Below are 20,100 nucleotides of genomic sequence, written 5' to 3' on the forward strand. Positions count from 1 at the left end.
TCCGACCGGAGGTCAGCGCTTGGCGCGCGACGCGGCGCGGCCGCGCTCCTTCTGGTCCAGGACGACCTTACGGATACGCACGGTCTCCGGGGTCACCTCGATGCACTCGTCCTCGCGGCAGAACTCCAGGGACTGCTCGAGCGACAGCTTCCGGGCGGGCACCACGTTCTCCGTGGTGTCCGCGGAGGCGGCACGCATGTTGGTGAGCTTCTTCTCCTTGGTGATGTTCACGTCCATGTCGTCGGCGCGGGAGTTCTCGCCGACGATCATGCCCTCGTAGACCTCGGTGCCGGCCTCGGTGAAGATGACACCGCGCTCCTGCAGGTTGACCATCGCGAACGGGGTCACCGAACCCGAGCGGTCCGCGACCAGCGAACCGTTGTGACGGGTGCGCAGCTCGCCGAACCACGGCTCGTGGCCCTCGAAGATGGAGTGCGCAATGCCCGTACCGCGGGTCTGCGTCAGGAACTCCGTGCGGAAGCCGATCAGGCCGCGGGACGGGACGATCCACTCCATGCGGACCCAGCCCGAACCGTGGTTCGTCATCGTCTCCATGCGGCCCTTGCGGGTCGCCATCAGCTGCGTGATCGCACCGAGGTGCTCCTCGGGGGAGTCGATCGTCATGCGCTCGATCGGCTCGTGCGTCTTGCCGTCGACCTGCTTGGTGACGACCTCCGGCTTGCCGACCGTGAGCTCGAAGCCCTCACGGCGCATCTGCTCGACGAGGATGGCCAGCGCGAGCTCACCGCGGCCCTGGACCTCCCAGGCGTCGGGGCGCTCGGTGTCCAGGACGCGGAGCGAGACGTTACCGATCAGCTCACGGTCGAGGCGGTCCTTCACCTGGCGGGCAGTAACCTTGTGGCCCTTGCCCCCCTTGCCGACGAGCGGCGAGGTGTTCGTACCGATGGTCATCGAGATGGCCGGCTCGTCGACCGTGATCAGCGGCAGCGCGATCGGGTTCTCGGGGTCGGCCAGCGTCTCGCCGATCATGATGTCCGGGATACCGGCGATCGCGCAGATGTCGCCCGGGCCCGCCTTCTCGGCCGGCTTGCGGGTGAGCGCCTCGGTCATCATGAGCTCGGTGATGCGGACGTTGGACATCGTGCCGTCACGCTTGATCCAGGTGACGGTCTGGCCCTTGCGCAGCTCGCCCTGCTCGACGCGGCAGAGCGCGATACGACCGAGGAAGTTGTCGGCGTCCAGGTTGGTGACGTGGGCCTGCAGCGGCGCCTCGTCGTCGTACTCCGGGGCCGGGACGTGCGACAGGATCGTGTTGAAGAACGGCTCCAGGTTCTCGCTGTCGGCCGGGACGGTGCCGTCCTCCGGCTTGGTCAGCGAGGCGACGCCGTCACGGGCGCAGGCGTAGACGATCGGGAACTCGATCTGGTCCTCGTCCGCGTCCAGGTCCAGGAACAGGTCGTACGTCTCGTCGACGACCTCGGCGATCCGGGAGTCGGGGCGGTCCGTCTTGTTGATGCAGAGAATGACCGGCATCTTCGCGGCGAGCGCCTTGCGCAGCACGAAGCGGGTCTGCGGGAGCGGGCCCTCGGACGCGTCGACGAGCAGCACGACCGCGTCCACCATCGACAGACCGCGCTCGACCTCGCCGCCGAAGTCGGCGTGGCCGGGGGTGTCGATGATGTTGATCGTGATCGGGTCCCCGCCGTCCTTGGGGTGATACTTCACCGCCGTGTTCTTGGCGAGGATCGTGATGCCCTTCTCACGCTCCAGGTCGTTCGAGTCCATCATGCGGTCGTCGAGCTGCTCGGCAGCGTGCGCGGCGAAGGCGCCGGCCTGCTTGAGCATGGCGTCGACCAGCGTGGTCTTGCCGTGGTCGACGTGGGCGACGATGGCTACGTTACGGATGTCGTGGCGCGTGGGCATGGGTGGCTTGCGCTTCTCTCGGATCGTGGGATCAGGCGTCTTAGTCGGTCTCAAGTCCTCGTACGCCCGCCGGGCGGACACGCCACGGCTAACCCCCATGGTACGGGGCTGGCACCGTGACGGCTTCCCGGGCAAGCGATACCGGCCGCAGGAGCGGGCGCCCGGCCACGAGGGCCGGGCCCGATGCGTCCTGGGAGAGCGGCCCTTCGCGGTGGAGGTCTCCGCTGCCCAAAGTGCCGCAGGTCACCACGGCCGACTGAAGGCAGCTGTCCTGCTCGGAGCGGTCGCGTCCGCGTCCCACCCGGTGTTCGCGCCCCCGTACACATCTGTTCCGGGGATCTTCACCGGTGGTCATGGACGCGGTCTCCCACGCGGGGCGCTCTACGCGGGAATGTGCGCAACTCCGGAGGTGGGGGCTCCGGAGCTGCGGCTCCGAGTGGTGCGCGGAGTTGGGGCTCCGAGGTCAGCACTCAGCAGTGAGGCGCATGTGGGTGGGGGGAGAGCGGCTACCCGGGTCAACAGGTGCTCATGACCTTGCCCGCCGGGGCCCCGGCGGGCAAGGGGGTCGAGCCATTTCTGAGCTTCCTCTGAGGTTGTGACCTGCTACTTCTTACGATTCGCGGGGGAACCGGCCGCTTGCGGCTTCTTGAAGCCGATGTCCTGGTAGTGGGGCACTCCGAAGCCGAAGGCGCCGACGTTCACGAGCTTCCGGTCGGCGGCCACCAGCTGCGGACGCTGATAGAGCGGAATCGATCCCGCGGCGGCCCAGATCCGGGCGTCCGCCTGCCTGATCAGGTCCTGGGCAGCATCCTCGTCGAGCTCGGCGACCGCCTGGTCGAAGAGCTGGTCGATGTGGTCCGTGCCGACGCGGGTGTAGTTCTGCTCGACCAGCAGGGATCCGTCGGTGGCGGGCACCGGCTTGGCGAAGATCGGCCGGTCGTCGGTGGCCGGGTAGGCGGTGGCCGGCCAGGAGTACAGCGCCAGGTCGTACTCGCCGGCGGCGATGTGATCCTTGAAGTAGCCGGCGTCCGCGACCTTGATGATCTCCGTGCGGATACCGATCGCATCGAGCATGGCCGAAATCTTGTCCCCGACGGTCCGCAGCGACTCCGATCCGGGACCGGACGGCAGGACGAAACGCAAGCTCAGCGGCTTGCCGTCCTTGCCGAGGGTGCCACGGGCCGAGTCGGCGACCCCGGCCGGAGCCGCCGGGGCCGCGGTTCCCGCGGGGGCGTAGGCACCGGCTGCGCCGCCCGTCCTGCGCTCCCGGACGGTGACCGTCGCACGGGCGCCTTCGGAGGTGTCGGTGCCGGCGGGGGCGCCGACATAGGGACTGGTGAAGGCGTCGGCCTGGCGCAGCAGGGAGACGCTCTGGACGGCGGCGGCCGTGGCGGGGGCGAGGATGTGACCGGAATCCTCGTCGTCGCGCGGCCTGCTGTCACGGCCGGGCTTGCCGTCGTCGCCCGGCTTGTCGTCGCCACCGGGCTTGTTGCGGTCGCCCACGACGTACAGGCTGTCATCGGCGGTCTGCTTGCGCTTCTCGCCCGCACCGGCCGTCCTGCCGGCGCTCCTGCCGGCCCTCGCGGCCTTGTCCGCCGCAGCTTTCTCGGCCCTCTCGGCCTTCTCGGCCCTCTCGGCCCTCTCGGCCGCCCTGTCCTCCGCGGCCTTCTCGGCCTCGGCCGCCTCTTTCTGCCGCTCCGCCTTGCCCTTCGCCTTCTCGCCCTCGCTGCCCGCCTTCGTCCCGGCGGACTTCTGCGTCGCGCCTTCCCGCGTCCAGCCGGCGTCGGCCAGCAGCGCCTGCGCCTCCTTGGGGTCCTGGTCGCCGACTGCGCCGCTGCTGTCCTGGTACCCCGGCTGCCCGGCCAGCGCCAGGTGGCTGCCGAGCGGGGTTGCGGGCAGCCCGAGCGGCGTCAGTACTGCGTCGGCGAGTTCCTGGCGGTCGAGGGCACGGGCCACCGCGCGACGCACCCGGTCGTCGGCCAGCGGCCCGGACTCGCCGTTCAGCGCGAGCTGCGTATAGGCGGGCTCCAGGGACTTGCGTACGGCATAGGCGCGCAGCCCGTCCTGTTCGGCGGCGTACACCTCGGCCGCGGCCCGGGTCTTCGCCCGGGCGGCCCGGGCGGCGGCCGCCGCCTTCGCGTCGGAGCCGTGCGCCACGGCCCAGGAGCGCAGTGCGGCGGCCGGGCTGATCTCCGAGCCGGGGCCGTGGGTGAGCGGCTGCCCGTTCCCGCCGTTGTCGCGTGCCGCAGCCACGATCCGGTGCGCCGCCTCGGCGTCGATGTCGGCGACGTCGACCTTGCCGTCGGCCAGCGCCTCGACCCGGTCCTGCGGCTTGACCCTCCGGAAGACCAGCGAGTCGAGCTTGGTCGGGCTTCCCCACCAGCGCAGGCTGCGGACCAGCGTGACGGTGCCCGCCTTCTTGTCCACACCGCTGAGGCGAAACGGCCCCGATGTCGCCGCGAGGGTGGTGCGCGCTCCGTCGTTGAAGGCGTCCGGGGAACTGGTCACCTGCTTCGGGTACAGCGGTGAGAAGAGGGAGCGCCAGTCCGCGTACGGCTTGGCGAAGGTGACCCGGACCTCCAGGTCGTCCTTGCCGCGCTCGATCCGCTCGATCCGGTCGTAGCCCGCATTGCGGGCGGTCCAGAACGCCGTGTCCTTGCCGCTCAGCGCGCGCCACTGGGCGACGAAGTCGGGGGCGCCGATCTCCCGGCCGTCGCTCCAGACCGCCTTCTGGTTGAGCCGGTAGAGCACGACCTGCTTGGGCTCCCGCTCGATGATCTTCGCCGATTCCAGATAGTCCGGATTCAGCCGGGGGACGCCCTTGGTGTCGAGCGGGAAGAGCGTCGGCAGCAGGGCCCCGGTGATGCGGGTGGTCGAGGCGTCGGCATCCGCCTGGAAGGCGTTGAAGGTGGTGGGCATCGCATCGATCGCCCAGTGGATCGTGCCCCCTTCGGCGACCTGGCTCCGGAGGGCGGGGGCCACATCCTGCGGTACGACGGTGGCAGTGGTCTCCGCCTTGTCCGAACTGCTGCACCCGGCCAGCACGGGCACCGCGAGCACACCTGTCGCGAAGAGCGCGAGCGAGCGGCGCTTTCGAACCGTCCCGCGCGGGACGCCGACGTAGGACATGGCTGATACCTCCGAGGCCGGCCCGGTCCACTCGCATGCGAATGGACTGGATTATGCGTTTTGGTGGCATTTGCAGTTGATCACACTGGTTCCGCTCATCCACTGAAGGTGCCCGCGCACGAGAGGCGGCGCCGACACGGCGCACCGGCCCGGAACCTCACCCGCGCGGCGGAGCATCCGATCGAGCCGGAACGGCCCGCTCTCTTCCCAAAGGGGATGTGACGCGCGACACTCGCATGCGCATGAGCACTGCCACCCGCAACCGCGGAGGTGAGAGCAAGTCATGTCACTGCAGGACGAATTGACGGCTGTTCAACATCGCCTCGACGACCTCGTCCGCACCGTCGGACGGCTGGAGCGGAGCCTTGCGCAGCTGCGCACGGCCGAAGCCGGGCCGCAGCCGCTCGGAGCCGCCGGTGGCGCCGACCGCCCCGACGGCGGCGCCGCGGTCACCGACATCATCACGATCACCGAGGCGCCGTACGACGCCACCCTGTGGACGGACTCGGACGACGAGGGTCTGGGCGTCCGCGGCAGGCACGCCCCCTAGGAGAGTTCCTTGGCCACCGGAACGGAACCAGGTACGGAACCACCACAACTGAAGAGGACGGCCCGGCCCGGCGCCCGCGGCCGGCCGTCCGGTGTGCACGACGCCTCACGGGCCGCCATCGCCGCCCGCCATCTGCGCACCGACCGCTGGTGGCTGGCGCCCGCCGCGACCGCGGGCGGCCTTCTGGCCTTCATCGTCTACTCGACCTGGCGGGCCTTCTCGAACGCGGACTACTACGCCGCCCCCTATGTGTCGCCGTTCTACTCGCCCTGCCTGGCGGAGAACTGCGCCCCCATGCGGCACGGCCCCAACTGGGATCTCTTCGGCAGCTGGTGGGGCCTCTCCCCCGCCCTGCTGATCCTGATCTTCCCGCTCGGCTTCCGGCTGACCTGCTACTACTACCGCAAGGCCTACTACCGGGGCTTCTGGGCCTCGCCCCCGGCCTGCGCGGTCGCCGAGCCGCACACCACGTACACCGGCGAGACCCGCTTCCCGCTGATCATGCAGAACATGCACCGGTACTTCTTCTACGCCGCGGTGCCGGTCGCCGGGATCCTCACGTACGACACCGTGCTCTCCTTCCGCGACGAGCACTACGCCTGGGGCCACATGGGCCTCGGCTCCGTGATCTTCCTGGTCAACATCACGCTGATCTGGGCGTACACCCTGTCCTGCCACTCCTGCCGGCACATCATCGGCGGCCGGCTGCGGCACTTCTCCAAGCACCCCGTGCGCTACCGGCTGTGGGGCTGGGTGGGCCGGCTCAACGCCCGGCACATGCTGCTCGCCTGGGCCTCCCTGATCAGCGTGGCGCTCGCCGACTTCTACGTGTATCTCGTCGCCTCCGGCGCCTTCGACGATCCGAGGTTTTTCTGAATGACAGAGCTCGAACGGCAGCAGTGGGACGTCGTCGTGGTCGGTGCCGGAGGCGCCGGGCTGCGCGCCGCCATCGAGGCACGGGAGCGCGGAGCCCGTACCGCAGTGATCTGCAAATCGCTTTTCGGCAAGGCGCACACCGTCATGGCAGAGGGCGGCATCGCCGCCTCGATGGGCAATGTGAACTCCGGGGACAACTGGCAGGTGCACTTCCGCGACACCATGCGCGGCGGGAAGTTCCTCAACCAGTGGCGGATGGCGGAGCTGCACGCCAAGGAGGCGCCGGACCGGGTCTGGGAGCTGGAGACCTGGGGTGCGCTCTTCGACCGGACGCCGGACGGAAAGATCTCGCAGCGCAACTTCGGCGGCCATGAGTACCCGCGGCTCGCACACGTCGGGGACCGTACCGGCCTCGAACTGATCCGCACCCTCCAGCAGAAGATCGTCCAGCTGCAGCAGGAGGACTACCGCGAGCACGGCGACTACGAGGCCCGGCTGAAGGTCTTCCAGGAGTGCACCGTCACCCGCGTGCTGAAGGACGGCGAGCGGGTCAGCGGGACCTTCTGCTACGAGCGGGAGTCCGGCCGCTTCTTCGTCCTCGAAGCCCCCGCGGTCGTCCTGGCCACCGGCGGCATCGGCAAGTCCTTCAAGGTGACGTCGAACTCCTGGGAGTACACCGGCGACGGCCACGCCCTCGCGCTGCTGGCGGGAGCGCCCCTGCTGAACATGGAGTTCGTGCAGTTCCACCCGACCGGCATGGTCTGGCCCCCGTCGGTGAAGGGGATTCTCGTCACCGAGTCGGTGCGCGGCGACGGCGGGGTGCTGCGCAACTCCGACGGCAAGCGGTTCATGTTCGACTACATCCCCGATGTGTTCAAGGAGAAGTACGCGCAGTCGGAGGAGGAAGGCGACCGCTGGTACGAGGACCCGGACCACAACCGCCGCCCGCCCGAGCTGCTGCCGCGCGACGAGGTCGCCCGCGCGATCAACTCCGAGGTGAAGGCGGGCCGCGGCTCGCCGCACGGCGGGGTGTTCCTGGATGTCTCGACCCGGATGCCCGCAGAGCGGATCCGGCGGCGGCTGCCCTCGATGTATCACCAGTTCAAGGAGCTGGCGGATGTCGACATCACCGCGGAGGCGATGGAGGTCGGCCCGACCTGCCACTACGTGATGGGCGGCATCGCCGTCGACTCGGACAGCGCGGCGGCCGTCGGCGTGCCCGGACTGTTCGCCGCGGGCGAGGTCGCGGGCGGCATGCACGGCTCCAACCGGCTCGGCGGGAACTCCCTCTCCGACCTCTTGGTCTTCGGCCGGCGGGCCGGACTGCACGCCGCCGAGTACGCGACCGGGATGTCCGCCGTCCCCGAGGTGGATGACGAGCAGATCGACGAGGCAGCTGCGGAGGCACTGCGTCCGTTCAGCGCGGAGGGCCTGGAGGACGGGGCGGCGGCCGAGAACCCGTACACGCTCCACCAGGAACTCCAGCAGACGATGAACGACCTGGTCGGCATCATCCGGCGGGCACCCGAGATGGAGCAGGCCCTGGAGAAGCTGGCCGCACTGCGGGGACGGGCGCGCCGCGCCGGGGTCGAGGGGCACCGGCAGTTCAACCCGGGCTGGCACCTCTCGCTGGACCTGCGGAACATGCTGCTGGTCAGTGAGTGCATCGCCCGCGCGGCGCTGGAGCGCACGGAGAGCCGCGGCGGGCACACCCGCGAGGACTGCCCCACGATGGAGCGCTCCTGGCGGCCGGCCAATCTGCTGTGCCGGCTGACCGACGGCGGCGCCACGGCGCAGGACGACCGCATCGAACTCGTACGCAGGACGACCGAACCCATCCGCCCGGATCTGCTCGCCCTCTTCGAGAAGGAGGAGCTGGTCAAGTACCTCGCCGAAGAGGAGCTGTACGAATGAGCAGCTACGACGCACGGTTCAGGGTGTGGCGCGGCGACACCGAAGGCGGCGGTCTCGAGGACTTCACGGTCGAGGTGAACGACGGCGAGGTCGTCCTCGACATCATCCACCGGATCCAGGCCACCCAGGCGGGCGATCTGGCGGTGCGCTGGAACTGCAAGGCCGGCAAGTGCGGTTCGTGCAGCGCGGAGATCAACGGGCGCCCACGGCTGATGTGCATGACCCGCATGTCGGTGTTCGGCCGGGACGAGACGATCACCGTCACTCCGCTGCGGGCGTTCCCGGTGGTCCGCGATCTGGTGACGGACGTGACGTTCAACTACACCAAGGCACGGGAAGTGCCCGCCTTCGTACCGCCGGAGGGGGTGAAGGCGGGCGACTACCGGATGCAGCAGGTCGATGTGGACCGCTCGCAGGAGTTCCGCAAGTGCATCGAGTGCTTCCTGTGCCAGGACACCTGCCATGTGGTCCGCGACCACGAGGAGAACAAGAAGGCGTTCGCCGGGCCACGCTTCCTGATGCGGGTCGCCGAGCTGGACATGCACCCCCTGGACGCCGCCGCCGAGTCGGGACTCGACCGGAAGGCGACGGCCCAGGAGGAGCACGGGCTGGGCTACTGCAACATCACGAAGTGCTGCACGGAGGTGTGCCCCGAGCACATCAAGATCACGGACAATGCGCTGATCCCGCTGAAGGAGCGGGCGGTGGACCGCAAGTACGACCCGCTGGTGTGGCTGGGCAACAAGATCGGCCGGCGCCGGGACGCTCCGTGACCGGGTTCGGGCCGGGCCCCATCGGGTCGATGGGGCCCGGCCCGAACGGGACGTTCCCGACGGGGCTCAGCCGAGCAGCTTGACGATCGCCTCGGTGGTGTCCGTCTCGCCGAGCCGCGGGAAGATCTTCTCGATGCTGTTGGTGTGGGCGCCGCCGTCCATGTCGGTGACCGCGTCCGTGACGACGGTGACGTGGTAGCCGTGCTCGTGTGCGGACCGCGCGGTGGACTCCACGCCGATGCTGGTGGCGATGCCCGTCACCACGACCTGGGTGACGCCGCGACGGCGCAGCTGGAGGTCGAGGTCGGTGCCGTAGAAGGCGCCCCACTGCTGCTTGGTGACCACGATGTCGCCGTCGCGCGGGCCGAGCTCGGCGACGATGTCCGCCCAGTCGGCGGCCGGCTGCCCGGAGCGCTGGGCACCCTCGGTGCGGCCGGGGGCGCCGCCGGTGACACGGACCAGAACGACCGGGAGGCCCTTGGCGCGGAACGCGTCGGCGAGGGTCGCGGACTTCGCGACGACATCGGCCGAGGAGTGGGCGGTGGGGAGGTCGACGATGCCCTTCTGAAGATCGACGACGACCAGGGCGGTGTTCGGGTCGAGGGTGGTGGCGGTCATGGTGGCGCTCCTCTTGGGGGATGGACGGTGCTTGCCTGTAGTGGTCAGGTACGGGTGCGCAGGGCGCGGTCGGTGACGGTCAGGATGATCAGCAGCAGGCCGAGCACGGCAGAGACCGCTGCCATGAGATGGAGCCCGCCGACACTTGCCGACTGGCCGTAGGCGAGCGCGATCAGGCTGGACGCGGTTATGGCCCCGATGTACTGGGCGGTGCGCTGGAGTCCCGCGGCGGAACCGATGCTCTCGGGCGGCGCGTACGCCTGGACGGCGGCCTGGTTGCTGGTACCGATCAGCCCCTGCGGGATGCCGAAGCAGGCTCCGGCGAGCAGCAGCACGGCGACCGGCGTGGAACCGGAGAGGAACATCAGCACCGCGGCCCCGACGGTGAGCAGCACGCAGGCCAGTGTGAGCGGGCCGCGGATGCCCTTCGTGCGCGCGCCGAGCAGCGAACAGACCAGGGCGGCGACCGACATCGGCAGCATCAGCAGTCCGGTGTATCCGGACGAGTAGCCACGCGCCTCTTCCAGCCACTGCGTGAATCCGTACATCACGCAGTAGATCAGCAGATAGCTCAGTCCGTGCCGCAGATAGGTGCGGGCGAGTGCGGCGTTGCCCGCGATCATCCGCAGGTCGATGAAGGGCTGCGGGCGACGCAGTTGCCACCACACCAGCACGGCGGTCAGCACGGCGAAGGGTGCGAGCAGCCACCACAGCGGATGGGAGAGATCGAGCAGGAAAAAGACCAGCACGGTCAGGGCGGTGGAGAAGAGGCCGATGCCGAGAGGGTCCAGGTCGAGCCGGGGCACCCCTGCGTCGGCGTCGCGCGTGCGCGCCGGATCCGCCGGGATCCAGAACAGTGCGGCGCCGAGCGCGACGAGGGCGACGGGCACGTTGACGGCGAAGATTCCGCGCCAGCCGACGACCATGACGAGCAGCCCGCCGAGCGTGGGCCCGACGGCGGCACTGCCGAGCGCGGCGAAGGAGAGCCGGGCCAGAACGGGGCGCGGGGTGACGCGGCCGACCCGCCGGGACTCGTCGCGCAGGACCGACATGGCGGCCGGATAGGCGGCCGACGTACCGATACCGAGCAGCAGCCGGGACGCGATCAGCCAGCCGAAATTCGGCGCGAACATACCGACGAGTCCGGACGCGATCACGACGAGCAGACCGGCGACGAAGACGCGGCGGGGGCCGAGGGCGTCGGCGAGCTTGCCGAGCACGGGCTGGGCGACGGCGCTGGCCAGGTAGAGGACCGAGATGAGCCAGGCGGTGTGGGCGGCGCCGATGCCGAATTGGTGCCCGATCGCCACCAGCGCCGTGGAGATCATGGTGGTGTTGAGCGGGTTGAGCAGGGAACCGAGGAGCAGCGGCGCGGTGAGGCGCCCACTGAAACCGGGACCAGGTGCGGTGGCCGCGGTGGTCGCGGTGACCGGGGGGAGGCCGAGGCCGGTGGGGGCGGCGACCGCGGTCGCTTCCGGTGCGGGCCGGTCGCTCGTCACCTTCACGTCCACGTTCACTTTCACCACCTCCGCCGCCGGTGTCGGTGTCGGTTCCGTGGCGGTCACTTCCCGACCAGGCGGTCGAGGAGGGCCGTGGCCTCGGCGACGGTACGGCGCTCGGCCCCGTCGAGTTCGGCGGCGATCGCTTCGGCGAGCCAGTTGTGTTTGGCGGCCCTGACCGCGCCGAGCGTGGTCCGGCCGACGTCCGTGATCGACATGACCGACTTTCGGCCGTCGGCGGGATCCGGCGCCCGCTCGACGAGCCCCTGGCCCTCCAGCACCCCGAGGGTCAGCCGCATGGACTGGGGCCGTACGTACTCGGCGCGGGCCAGCGCGGCCGTGGTGGCCGGGCCCTCGCCGTCGAGACGGGCCAGCACCGAGCGCTGGGTCGGGGTGAGCAGGCTGTCCGCCGAGGTGGTGCGCAGCCGGCGCAGCAGCCGATTGACGACGGCCGTCAGCTGCGTCGCGACCTGCTCGGCGCTCGGCTCGGTGGGTGTGGCTTCGGACGATGATTCCCGCATGCCTCGATCCTAGAAGATGCACAGGCCATCTTGCAAGGTTGCCTGTCTATTTTTATGGCGCTCTTGCTCGACGCACGGCGCGACGACCGTCGCCGCCGCCAGGCTCGGCGTGATCAGGGATGCCACGATGCACCGCAGGCTGGAGCGCACCGTCCGGACCGTGGAGAACTGGAGCGCCACCACGGCTTCTGGCTCAACTGGTACGACGCACACGACGGTTCGGTGCTGACCGAGTGGCCTGGTACCGGGGACCCGGTCCGGCCGTTCCTCTCCTCCGTCGACAACGCCTGGCTGATCACCGGCCTGCGCATCGCCGCCGACGCCTCGCCCGCGCTGCGTCCGCGCATCGCCCGGATCCTGGCGACCGCCGACTGGTCGTACTACTACACGCCGTACGACCCGGCCGACCCGGTCACCGGCCCGGGCCAGCTGCGGGGCGGCTTCTGGCCCGACACCGAGGAGCCCACCGGACATCACTACGACGCACTCAACACCGAGCCCCGCATGGCCAGTTATCTGGGCATCGCGGACGGTTCACTGCCCGCCGACCCCTACTGGCACCTGCTGCGCACAATGGTTCCCGAGAACGAGCAGGAACAGCATCCGCAGGGCTCGTACGTCGTCGTGGACGGCATCCGCGTCTGGCAGGGCCACTACACGCACCGCGGCCGCAGGCTCGTACCCAGCTGGGGCGGTTCGATGTTCGAGGCGCTCATGGTGCCGCTGTTCGTGCCGGAGCCGCTCCGTCAATGTCCGTACCGGACGGGTCAGCGACTACATGCTCGCCCTCGACCAGGGCATGATCGCCGCGGCGCTGGCCCAGGTGATCCGCCCCGGACTGCTCCAGCAGCCCTTCCGGACGGGCGGGTTCCGGTCGAAGGTACGTCCGCTGCTCGCCAGGGAGCAGTTCTCCATCTGACGCCGGGCACCGCGCACCGCGTCAGTTCCAGCCCTCGCGGTATGCCGTCCAGTCGCCTTCCCGCGCCGCGAAGTCGACATAGAGCGCGACTCCGAACCGTTCCCGGCCACGGTCCGTGCGCCCCAGACCCAGTCTGGTGCCGCGGACCGCGGACGCGACCGTTTCCGCCGACTCATGGTGTCCGAGGTCGTCCTCGTGGAAGAACGGCAGCCCCATCAGCAGATCGGTCTCCGGGGGTGTCACCTCCAAAGCGAGCGCGGTCTGTTCGGCGACGTAACCGCCGTACATACCCTCGAGCGGCATCCAGCTGTCGTACGACATGACGGCTATCTGGTCGACGCGCTGCGCCACCTGCCCGAAGAACGTCTGGGACCACCACTTGGGACTGCCGCTGAGCGCACCCACGACCCTGTGTGCGGCAGGCAACGGGTCGATCTGGTGGGCGGCGACGGAGAGCGGAGCCCTGCGGGACTTCGTGAGGGCGTGCAGGTCGTCGAGGAGCGAGAGGTAGTGACGGTCGCCGGAGTGCAGAGGCTCGAGATCGAAGTGGACACCGTCGAAACCGGCGTCGAGGATCTGCCGCGCGGAGCCGACCACCTCGGTGCGGGTGGCGGTCCGCTCCAGGCGCAGCCCGTCGGGCCCTTCGGTCGCGAGTACGTCCCCGAGCCAGGCCTGCACCCGGATGCCGGGCAGGGTGCGGTGCACGGCATCCAGCAGCCACCGCGCCTTCGGGTAGCGGCTCGCGGGCAGTGCGCCGTCGTGTTCCAGCGGTCCCGCGTGGACGTACAGGTCCTTGATCCCTGTCCCCCGGATCCGGTCGGCGAACACGGCGAGGTCCTTGTCGCTCCTGCGCCCGTCGACCCAGGCGTGTCCGAGCCAGATGGCATCGCGGCCGCGAGTACGGGTGCCGGCGCCCGGATCACCCGAGTAGTTGAGCCGCAGGGCAGCACCGGCCGTGAGCAGCGGGACCACGATCACCAGGACGACGCCCAGCGCGACCCGCCGCGGCCAGGTCCGCCACATCCCGATCCTGCGGAACCGGGCCGCCCCGTTCCGCACAGCCCTCGTCATTCCCGCCATACGCGTACGCACTCCCGCTACCCCCTGATTGTCGGCGTGCCGTGGCAGTATGACCGGCATGACTGCCTCCTGCTGAAAGGCCGATGCCGCGTAGGCGGCCCGGCGCGGTGCGCGCCGCTCAGCAGAGAACGCCCGGATGGCTGTGCGAGCCGGGCAGAATCCACCGGCTCTCCCTCTCCACCAGTGCCGCGATCGGTCACGTGGAGCATGAGAGCGGTCTGTACGAGATCTTCCCGGGGGTCACTGCCGTGGCCCTGGGCCGCTGCTGCTCCTTCCTCCGGCTTCCCGGCCGCACTCTGTATCCCGGTCTCGCCGACTGCCCCTGCCGCGGCTGCTCGCTCGACGACGTGACCCATGCCCGGGACGTGCTGGGCGACATCCTGGCCGCGCTGCCGCCACGGCCGCAGACCGAGCTGGGGCGCCTGCTCGCCCGGATCGACGCGGAGCTGCTGCGCCGGACCCTGCCCGATCCGCGCGCGTCCGGCTGTCCGTGGCGGCGGGAGGCGTGGTGGCGGATGCGCCTGCACGACGGGGTCGTCGGTCCACCGCGGCGGCACCCGGGGCAGGGCGTGCACCCATGGAGTTCCGTCGGTGGATTGCCAGGTCGCGGGTGACTGAGGGTGGACATAGCCTCACACATGTGATGCAGCTCGTGAGCCGTACCCGGATTCTCATACCGGGCCGCGCCCTCGTGGCCGTCCTGATGGCAGTGTGCTGGCTGGCCCTTCCCGCTGCGGTGATCGCCCACGCCGACGACCCCGTCACGCTGTCCCGGGACGGGCAGATCACCGACAAGGTGGGGGCGCTCGGCGACCGCCGGGGCCAGGTGGCCGCCGCGCTCGACCGTCTCTACACAGACCGGCGCATCCAGCTCTTCGTCGTCTATGTACATGACTTCTCCGGCCGTTCGGCACAGAGCTGGGCCGACGACACGGCAGACAGGAACGGACTCGGCCTCGACGACGTGCTGCTCGCCGTCGCCACCCACGACCGGCGGTACGCGTACACCGTCGACCCGGGCTCCCGTCTCACCGACACCCAGCTGCAGGACGTGGCGACCACGGCGATCGAACCTGCCCTCAGGCAGAACGACTGGGCGGGCGCCGCGATCGGCGCGGCCGACGGCTACGCCGCCGTGGTGGCCGGGAAACCGGTACCGACGCCCACGATCACTCCCGGTGCGGCCGATCCCGGAACAGGCGGTTCCGGTGGGACGAGCACCGGGGACCTGCTGCTCCCCGTGGTCCTCGTCGGCGGGGCGGGAGCCGTCGCCGCCTATGCGTACGCCCGACGGAAGAGGCGCTCCACGACCCGCACCACTCCCGGGGCGACGGGTTGGGGGCAGGGGGCCGCACCGTCGGTTGAGCCGCCGGCTCCGCTGCCCGAGCTCGATGCCCGGGCCAAGCAGACGCTGGTGGGCACCGACGACGCGGTCCGCACCAGCGAGGAAGAACTCGGTTTTGCCACCGCACAGTTCGGGGAAGAGGCCGCCGCCCCGTTCACCGAGGCCGTCACTTTCGCGAGAGGCGAATTGATGGCCGCATTCCGGTTGCGTCAGCAGCTGGACGACGCCTTCCTCGAGGACGATGCGACACGTCGTCGGATGCTGGACGAGATCATCGCCCGCTGCACGGAGGCCAACGCCCGCCTCGACGCCGTCTCCGAGGACTTCGACCGGTTGCGCGCCCTGGAACGCAACGCTCCACAGGCCCTTTCCACGGCCGAGGCCGCTTTCCGTGCCCTCGCCGGCCGGGTGTCGGCCGCCGAGACGTCCCTGGCCTCCTTGCGCAGCCGCTACGCGGAATCGGCCTCCTCCTCCGTCGCCGGCGACGTCGAGCAGGCGAAGGACCGTCTCGTCTTCGCGACGTCCAGCCTGAACCGGGCGCGGCAGGCGGTGGACGGGGGCAACAACGCGTCGGCCGCGGTGTACGTACGGGCCGCCGAGGGCGCGGTCGACCAGGCGACCACCCTTGTCGACGCCGTGGACCGGCGTGCCCGCGAACTCTCGCAGGCGGCTGCCGAACTACCGGCTGCGCTCACCGAGACGGAGACCGATCTGGCCGATGCGGACGGGCTGCTCGAAGGCACCACCGAGGGAGTGTCCACCGCGGATCTGCGGGGCCGGATCGCCCGCGCCCGGTCGGTGCTGGGCGAGGTGAAGAGGGAGCAGCAGGCCGGCCCCCACGACCCGATCGATGCGCTGCGCAGGGTGCAGGAGGCCGATACCGCGCTGGACGAGGCGTTGGCCGGGGCCCGTGAGCGGGAGCAGGGCGATCGCCGGGCCCGGTCCCTGCTCGAACAGGCGGTGCTCACCACACGCTCGGCCATCGCTGCCGCCGCCGACTACATCTCGACGAACCGGGGGGCGGTCGGCAGCCAGGCGCGGACCCGGCTCGCGGAGGCCCAGCGGCGTCTGGAGCGGGCCGGACAGCTGGCCGGTGCGGACGATCCGCAGGGTGCGCTGGCCGAGGTCCATCAGGCCGACTCGCTGGCCGGGCAGGCGCAGAGCCTGGCCGAACAGGATGTGCAGGCATACGGGAACCGGAACGGTCCGGGCGGTGTACAAGGAGGGGGCGGCGGGGTCGGCGGCGCCGTCCTCGGCGGAATCATCCTCGGCGGGCTCCTGGGCGGAGGCAGGGGCGGGGGGTATGGAGGAAGTTTCGGCGGCGGGTTCGGCGGAGGCGACGGCCCCGGCAGCTTCGGCGGCGGGGGCACTCGTGGCCGGCGGGGCGGCGGCGGCCGCTTCTGAGCCTTCGGCAGCGCATGCATCGGGAGCGTTCATCGGGCCCGTACCGGCGTTCCCGAAGTCCACACCAAGGAGAGGTGCCATGACCAAGCAGACCATCCTCGGCCGCGTCACTCAGCTGGCGAAGGCCAATATCAACGCGCTGCTGGATCAGGCGGAGGATCCGCAGAAGATGCTGGACCAGCTGATCCGCGACTACACGGCGAACATCGCGGAGGCCGAGCAGGCAGTGGCGGCGACCATCGGCAATCTGCGGCTGATGGAGCAGGACCATCAGGAGGATGCCGACGCGGCCAAGGAGTGGGGCGACAAGGCACTCGCCGCCAGTCGCAAGGCGGACGAGTTGCGGGCCGCCGGGTCGGCGCCGGAGGCCGACAAGTTCGACAACCTGGCCAAGGTCGCACTGGGGCGGCAGCTCCAGTCGGAGAAGGAGGCGAAGACCGCAGAGCCCACGATCGCCTCGCAGACGGAGGTGGTGGACAAGCTCAAGTCCGGCCTGGACCAGATGAAGTCGAAGCTGACGGAGCTGAAGGCCAAACGGGACGAGCTGGTCGCACGCGCCAAGTCCGCGCAGGCGCAGAACCAGATGATGGACGCCGTCAAGAACATCAATGTTCTCGATCCGACCAGTGAGCTCAGCCGCTTCGAGGACAAGGTGCGACGGGAGGAGGCGAAGGCGATGGGCCAGCAGGAGCTCGCCGCGTCGTCCCTGGACGCCCAGTTCGAGCAACTGGACGGTCTGGGCGACAGCGCGGAGATCGAGGCCAGGCTCGCCGCCCTCAAAACGGCCTCATGACCACCGCATCCGTGACCACTGCGCCCGGAGCGCTCACCGCCCCCTCAGCACGTCCGGTTCTCAGAACATGCTCAGCAGCTCCTCGACCGTGCGCTCGGCAGCCGGCTGACCGTCGGGCAGCGGCAGTTCGAACCAGACGGTCTTGCCGCGCGGTGTCCGCCGCGAACCCCAGGCCGCACTCAGCAGACCGACCAATTGCAGACCCCGCCCGCCTTCGTCGGTGTCGCGCGCCCGGCGTCGCCGTGGCTGGACGAGACCCGCGTCCCATACCTCGCACACGAGTGTGCGGTCGCGCAGCAGCCTGAGTCTGATCTCACCCTCGCCGTACCGCAGGGCGTTGGTGACCAGCTCGCTGACGAGCAGTTCGGTGGTGTCCACCAGATCGCCCAGGTCCCAGGCGATCAGCCGGCCGCGGGCCAGCTCCCGGGCACGGCCGACGGAGCGGGGTTCGCGTGGCAGCCGCCAGTCGCCCACCGCGTCGGCCGGGAGTCCCTGGATGCGGGCCATCAGCAGGGCGATGTCGTCCTCACCGTGCCGGGTGTCGAGGGTGGTCAGGACGTGGTCGCAGACGTCCTCGAGCGGGAGGGCGGGTTCGACGAGGGCGTTGCGCAGAGCCTGCAGCCCTTCGTCGAGCGGGTGGTCACGGGACTCGACGAGACCGTCGGTGTAGAGGGCGAGGAGGGCGCCCTCCTTCAGCTCGACCTCGACTTCCTCGAAGGGTTCGCCGCCGACGCCGAGCGGCATTCCGGGCGGGACGTCGAGCAGCAGGGCCGGTTCGCCCGGCTCGACCACGACTGGGGGGAGGTGGCCGGCGTTGGCAAAGGTGCACCGCCGGGTGACCGAGTCGTAGACGGCGTAGACACACGTCGCCAGGTAGATCTCGGAGAGGTCTGCGTCGCGGGATTTGTGGGAGGCCCGGGAAGGCCACTGGGCGCCGCCGCCGAAGCCGTCGGAGGCGGTGCTGCCACCGGGCGCGCCCAGGCCGCGGGCGACTTCGTCGAGCGCCGAGAGCACTTCTGCGGGTTCCAGATCGAGCAGGGCCAGAGTCCTTACCGCGGTCCGCAGTTCGCCCATGGCGACGGCGGCCCGCAGTCCGCGGCCCATGACGTCACCGACGACCAGGGCGGTGCGGTGCCCTGGGAGTTCGATCACGTCGAACCAGTCACCGCCCACCTCGGTGGCCGCGTTGCCGGGCAGATAGCGGCAGGCGATGTCGAGGCCCGCGGCCTCGGGGTCGCCTGGTGGCAGCAGGCTGCGCTGGAGGATCAGCGCACGCTCGTGTTCGCGCCGGTAGAGCCGGGCGTTGTCGATACAGACCGCGGCACGGGCGGCGAGTTCGGTCGCAAGGGCCCGGTCGCGTTCGCCGAAGGGCTCGCTGCCCTTCGTGCGGGAGAACCGGACGAGGCCGACGACGGTGTCGTGGGCGACCATCGGCACGGCGAGGGTCGACTGGACGAAGCCACGTTCGTCTCCGGGGACGTCCTCGACATGACCGGTGCGCAGGGCGATGGCGCAGGGGGAGTTGAAGGGGTAGCGGTGCACGGCTCCGAGTGCGGGCGGGCCGGTGTCGCCGCCGGTCGCGGCGGTGTCGGGAACGGTCGATGGCAGGGCGTCCGACACAGCGCTGGCGAAGGCGACGCGGCGCAGTTCGGCCGAGCCGCCGACGGGCTCCTGACGAGGCGAGCCCCAGCTGCCGGGCGGTGCCTCGTCGCCGGTGAGGAGCCCCTGGTAGAGGTCGACGGAGGCGAGGTCGCAGAAGCCGGGTACGGCGACGTCGAGAAGTTCGCGGGCCGTGGTCTCCAGGTCCAGGGAGTTGCCGATACGGGCGCTGGCCTCGTTGAGCAGAGCGAGGTTGCGGCGGGCGCTGGCGGCCTCGCGGGCGGCGATATGACGGCGGGTGACGTCGGTGGCCAGTCCGGCGATGCCGATGGGGCGGCCCGCTCCGCTGTGTACGCGGTAGAGGTTCATCGACCAGTGGCGGCTCTCCGCATGGCGGGGGGTCGTGCCGACCAGCTGGAGATCGGTGACGGACTCTCCGGTCTCCAGTACCCGCTTGAGGGTTGCGGTGAGCCGCTCGGCCTCGGGGCGGGCGAGGTAGTCGTCGACCGTGCGGCCGCGGTGGTCGTCTGCCAGGCCGCCGAAGACGGTGGCGAAGCGCTGGTTGGCGCGCACGACCGTGAAGTCCGTACCGAACAACACGAAACCGAAGGGAGATTGGCCGAAAATGGCCTGCGATGCCGCCAGGTCCGTCTCGATGCGCCGCAAGGCGCGGACGTCCACGACGATACAGACCGCGGCCCGTTCCCCGCTCCCCGTCTCACTGGGCATCACATACAGCTCGGCGACCCCGTGGACGGCCTCCGCGCCCGGCATCCGGAAGGGGACGAGGCCCGTCCACTCCTTGCCGTCGAGTATCTCGCCGACCCGGCGATGGCCGTCCGAGCGCAGCTCAGCGGGCATGAATGCCTCGACCGGATCCTTGCCCACCGCTTCGTCTGCGGCAATGCCGAAGAGACCGGCGGCCCGGCGGCTCCACTGCTCGATCAGACCGTCGGGGCCGATCGAGAAGGAGGCGACCCTGATGTAGTCATAGATCGAGCCAGGCGGGCTGCTCTGCCACACGACAGTGCCCGCTGTCCCAGGTATTTCGCTCACGCGACCGTCCCCTCCAGCTCACCCACCGGACCGGTCCTGCCCGCAGTATTCAGCACTACGGCGCTTACCGACACGGCGTTCACGATCACAGCAAGGTCTCAGTCCCTTTCGGCCAGACTGTCCGACCCTTGGTGATCGCT

At 70.3% G+C, this 20,100-nt stretch carries 14 protein-coding genes and 1 pseudogene; 8 read left to right on the top strand and 7 right to left on the bottom strand.

Annotated features, from left to right (window positions below):
• Positions 1–12 precede the first annotated feature (12 nt).
• Both typA and OG878_RS15055 read right to left on the bottom strand, forming a co-directional pair.
• Positions 13–1,884 (bottom strand): translational GTPase TypA, encoded by a 1,872-nt coding sequence (gene typA, locus OG878_RS15050; RefSeq protein ID WP_328887276.1) that lies wholly within the window; start codon positions 1,882–1,884, stop codon positions 13–15.
• A gap of 603 nt (positions 1,885–2,487) precedes the next feature.
• Positions 2,488–5,013 carry an ABC transporter family substrate-binding protein gene (locus OG878_RS15055; protein ID WP_328887277.1) on the bottom strand — a complete coding sequence of 842 codons (2,526 nt, stop codon included), beginning with the start codon at positions 5,011–5,013 and terminating at the stop codon, positions 2,488–2,490.
• Between the two features lie 283 nt (positions 5,014–5,296).
• Here OG878_RS15055 and OG878_RS15060 point away from each other — a divergent pair, with 283 nt between their 5' ends.
• Genes OG878_RS15060 through OG878_RS15075 form a run of 4 tightly spaced genes read left to right on the top strand, consistent with a single transcriptional unit; the run spans position 5,297 to position 9,126 of the window.
• Positions 5,297–5,563, top strand: a complete 267-nt coding sequence (locus OG878_RS15060) for a hypothetical protein (RefSeq protein WP_328887278.1) — start codon at positions 5,297–5,299, stop codon at positions 5,561–5,563.
• A gap of 9 nt (positions 5,564–5,572) precedes the next feature.
• Positions 5,573–6,439: a hypothetical protein gene (locus OG878_RS15065; protein ID WP_443049111.1), complete on the top strand. Its 867-nt coding sequence runs from the start codon at positions 5,573–5,575 to the stop codon at positions 6,437–6,439.
• Positions 6,440–8,353, top strand: a complete 1,914-nt coding sequence (locus OG878_RS15070; RefSeq protein WP_328887279.1) for a fumarate reductase/succinate dehydrogenase flavoprotein subunit — start codon at positions 6,440–6,442, stop codon at positions 8,351–8,353. It begins immediately after the preceding gene.
• The gene (locus OG878_RS15075) at positions 8,350–9,126 is read left to right on the top strand and encodes a succinate dehydrogenase/fumarate reductase iron-sulfur subunit (protein WP_328887280.1); all 777 of its coding nucleotides are present in this window, start codon (positions 8,350–8,352) and stop codon (positions 9,124–9,126) included. Before OG878_RS15070 ends, OG878_RS15075 begins: the two co-directional genes overlap by 4 nt.
• 66 nt (positions 9,127–9,192) lie before the next feature.
• On the opposite strand, the gene OG878_RS15080 is transcribed toward OG878_RS15075, so the two are convergent.
• The 3 genes from OG878_RS15080 to OG878_RS15090 are packed head-to-tail and all read right to left on the bottom strand — an operon-like array spanning position 9,193 to position 11,764.
• A complete protein-coding gene (locus OG878_RS15080) occupies positions 9,193–9,744 on the bottom strand; it encodes an isochorismatase family protein (protein ID WP_328887281.1) in 552 nt (183 codons plus the stop codon).
• Between the two features lie 44 nt (positions 9,745–9,788).
• Complete coding sequence (locus tag OG878_RS15085) at positions 9,789–11,261, bottom strand: MFS transporter (RefSeq protein ID WP_328887282.1); 1,473 nt, start codon at positions 11,259–11,261, stop codon at positions 9,789–9,791.
• A 44-nt stretch (positions 11,262–11,305) separates the two neighbouring features.
• On the bottom strand, positions 11,306–11,764 hold the full coding sequence (locus OG878_RS15090) for a MarR family winged helix-turn-helix transcriptional regulator (RefSeq protein ID WP_328887283.1): 459 nt from the start codon (positions 11,762–11,764) through the stop codon (positions 11,306–11,308).
• Positions 11,765–11,846: 82 nt separating this feature from the next.
• Between OG878_RS15090 and OG878_RS15095 the strand changes: the two are divergent.
• A pseudogene (locus tag OG878_RS15095) lies at positions 11,847–12,683 on the top strand (hypothetical protein); the annotation flags it as partial.
• A gap of 21 nt (positions 12,684–12,704) precedes the next feature.
• On the opposite strand, the gene OG878_RS15100 reads toward OG878_RS15095, so the two are convergent.
• Positions 12,705–13,763: a hypothetical protein gene (locus tag OG878_RS15100; RefSeq protein ID WP_443049112.1), complete on the bottom strand. Its 1,059-nt coding sequence runs from the start codon at positions 13,761–13,763 to the stop codon at positions 12,705–12,707.
• A gap of 200 nt (positions 13,764–13,963) precedes the next feature.
• On the opposite strand from OG878_RS15100, the gene OG878_RS15105 reads away from it, so the two are divergent.
• The 3 genes from OG878_RS15105 to OG878_RS15115 all read left to right on the top strand — a co-directional run bounded on the left by OG878_RS15105 (position 13,964) and on the right by OG878_RS15115 (position 17,305).
• Positions 13,964–14,377, top strand: coding sequence for a hypothetical protein (locus tag OG878_RS15105; protein WP_328887284.1), 414 nt, complete (start codon positions 13,964–13,966; stop codon positions 14,375–14,377).
• A 29-nt stretch (positions 14,378–14,406) separates the two neighbouring features.
• Positions 14,407–16,512 carry a TPM domain-containing protein gene (locus OG878_RS15110; RefSeq protein WP_328891247.1) on the top strand — a complete coding sequence of 702 codons (2,106 nt, stop codon included), beginning with the start codon at positions 14,407–14,409 and terminating at the stop codon, positions 16,510–16,512.
• A gap of 79 nt (positions 16,513–16,591) precedes the next feature.
• Positions 16,592–17,305, top strand: coding sequence for a PspA/IM30 family protein (locus OG878_RS15115; RefSeq protein WP_328887285.1), 714 nt, complete (start codon positions 16,592–16,594; stop codon positions 17,303–17,305).
• Positions 17,306–17,365: 60 nt separating this feature from the next.
• Here OG878_RS15115 and OG878_RS15120 read toward each other — a convergent pair whose 3' ends face one another.
• Positions 17,366–19,927, bottom strand: a complete 2,562-nt coding sequence (locus OG878_RS15120; RefSeq protein ID WP_328891248.1) for a SpoIIE family protein phosphatase — start codon at positions 19,925–19,927, stop codon at positions 17,366–17,368.
• Positions 19,928–20,100: the final 173 nt, after the last annotated feature.

Origin of the sequence: Streptomyces sp. NBC_00316, assembly GCF_036158715.1 — a bacterium.
In the GTDB taxonomy this organism is placed as follows: Bacteria; Actinomycetota; Actinomycetes; order Streptomycetales; family Streptomycetaceae; genus Streptomyces.

What these genes read in the sequence shown, in the direction of transcription:
- OG878_RS15060 (WP_328887278.1), top strand. Translation starts at nt 5,297, where the DNA reads ATGTCACTGCAGGACGAATTGACGGCTGTTCAACATCGCCTCGACGAC.
- OG878_RS15080 (WP_328887281.1), bottom strand. Translation starts at nt 9,744, where the DNA reads ATGACCGCCACCACCCTCGACCCGAACACCGCCCTGGTCGTCGTCGAT.
- OG878_RS15070 (WP_328887279.1), top strand. Translation starts at nt 6,440, where the DNA reads ATGACAGAGCTCGAACGGCAGCAGTGGGACGTCGTCGTGGTCGGTGCC.
- OG878_RS15110 (WP_328891247.1), top strand. Translation starts at nt 14,407, where the DNA reads ATGCAGCTCGTGAGCCGTACCCGGATTCTCATACCGGGCCGCGCCCTC.
- OG878_RS15100 (WP_443049112.1), bottom strand. Translation starts at nt 13,763, where the DNA reads ATGGCGGGAATGACGAGGGCTGTGCGGAACGGGGCGGCCCGGTTCCGC.
- OG878_RS15055 (WP_328887277.1), bottom strand. Translation starts at nt 5,013, where the DNA reads ATGTCCTACGTCGGCGTCCCGCGCGGGACGGTTCGAAAGCGCCGCTCG.
- OG878_RS15090 (WP_328887283.1), bottom strand. Translation starts at nt 11,764, where the DNA reads ATGCGGGAATCATCGTCCGAAGCCACACCCACCGAGCCGAGCGCCGAG.
- OG878_RS15075 (WP_328887280.1), top strand. Translation starts at nt 8,350, where the DNA reads ATGAGCAGCTACGACGCACGGTTCAGGGTGTGGCGCGGCGACACCGAA.
- typA (WP_328887276.1), bottom strand. Translation starts at nt 1,884, where the DNA reads ATGCCCACGCGCCACGACATCCGTAACGTAGCCATCGTCGCCCACGTC.
- OG878_RS15115 (WP_328887285.1), top strand. Translation starts at nt 16,592, where the DNA reads ATGACCAAGCAGACCATCCTCGGCCGCGTCACTCAGCTGGCGAAGGCC.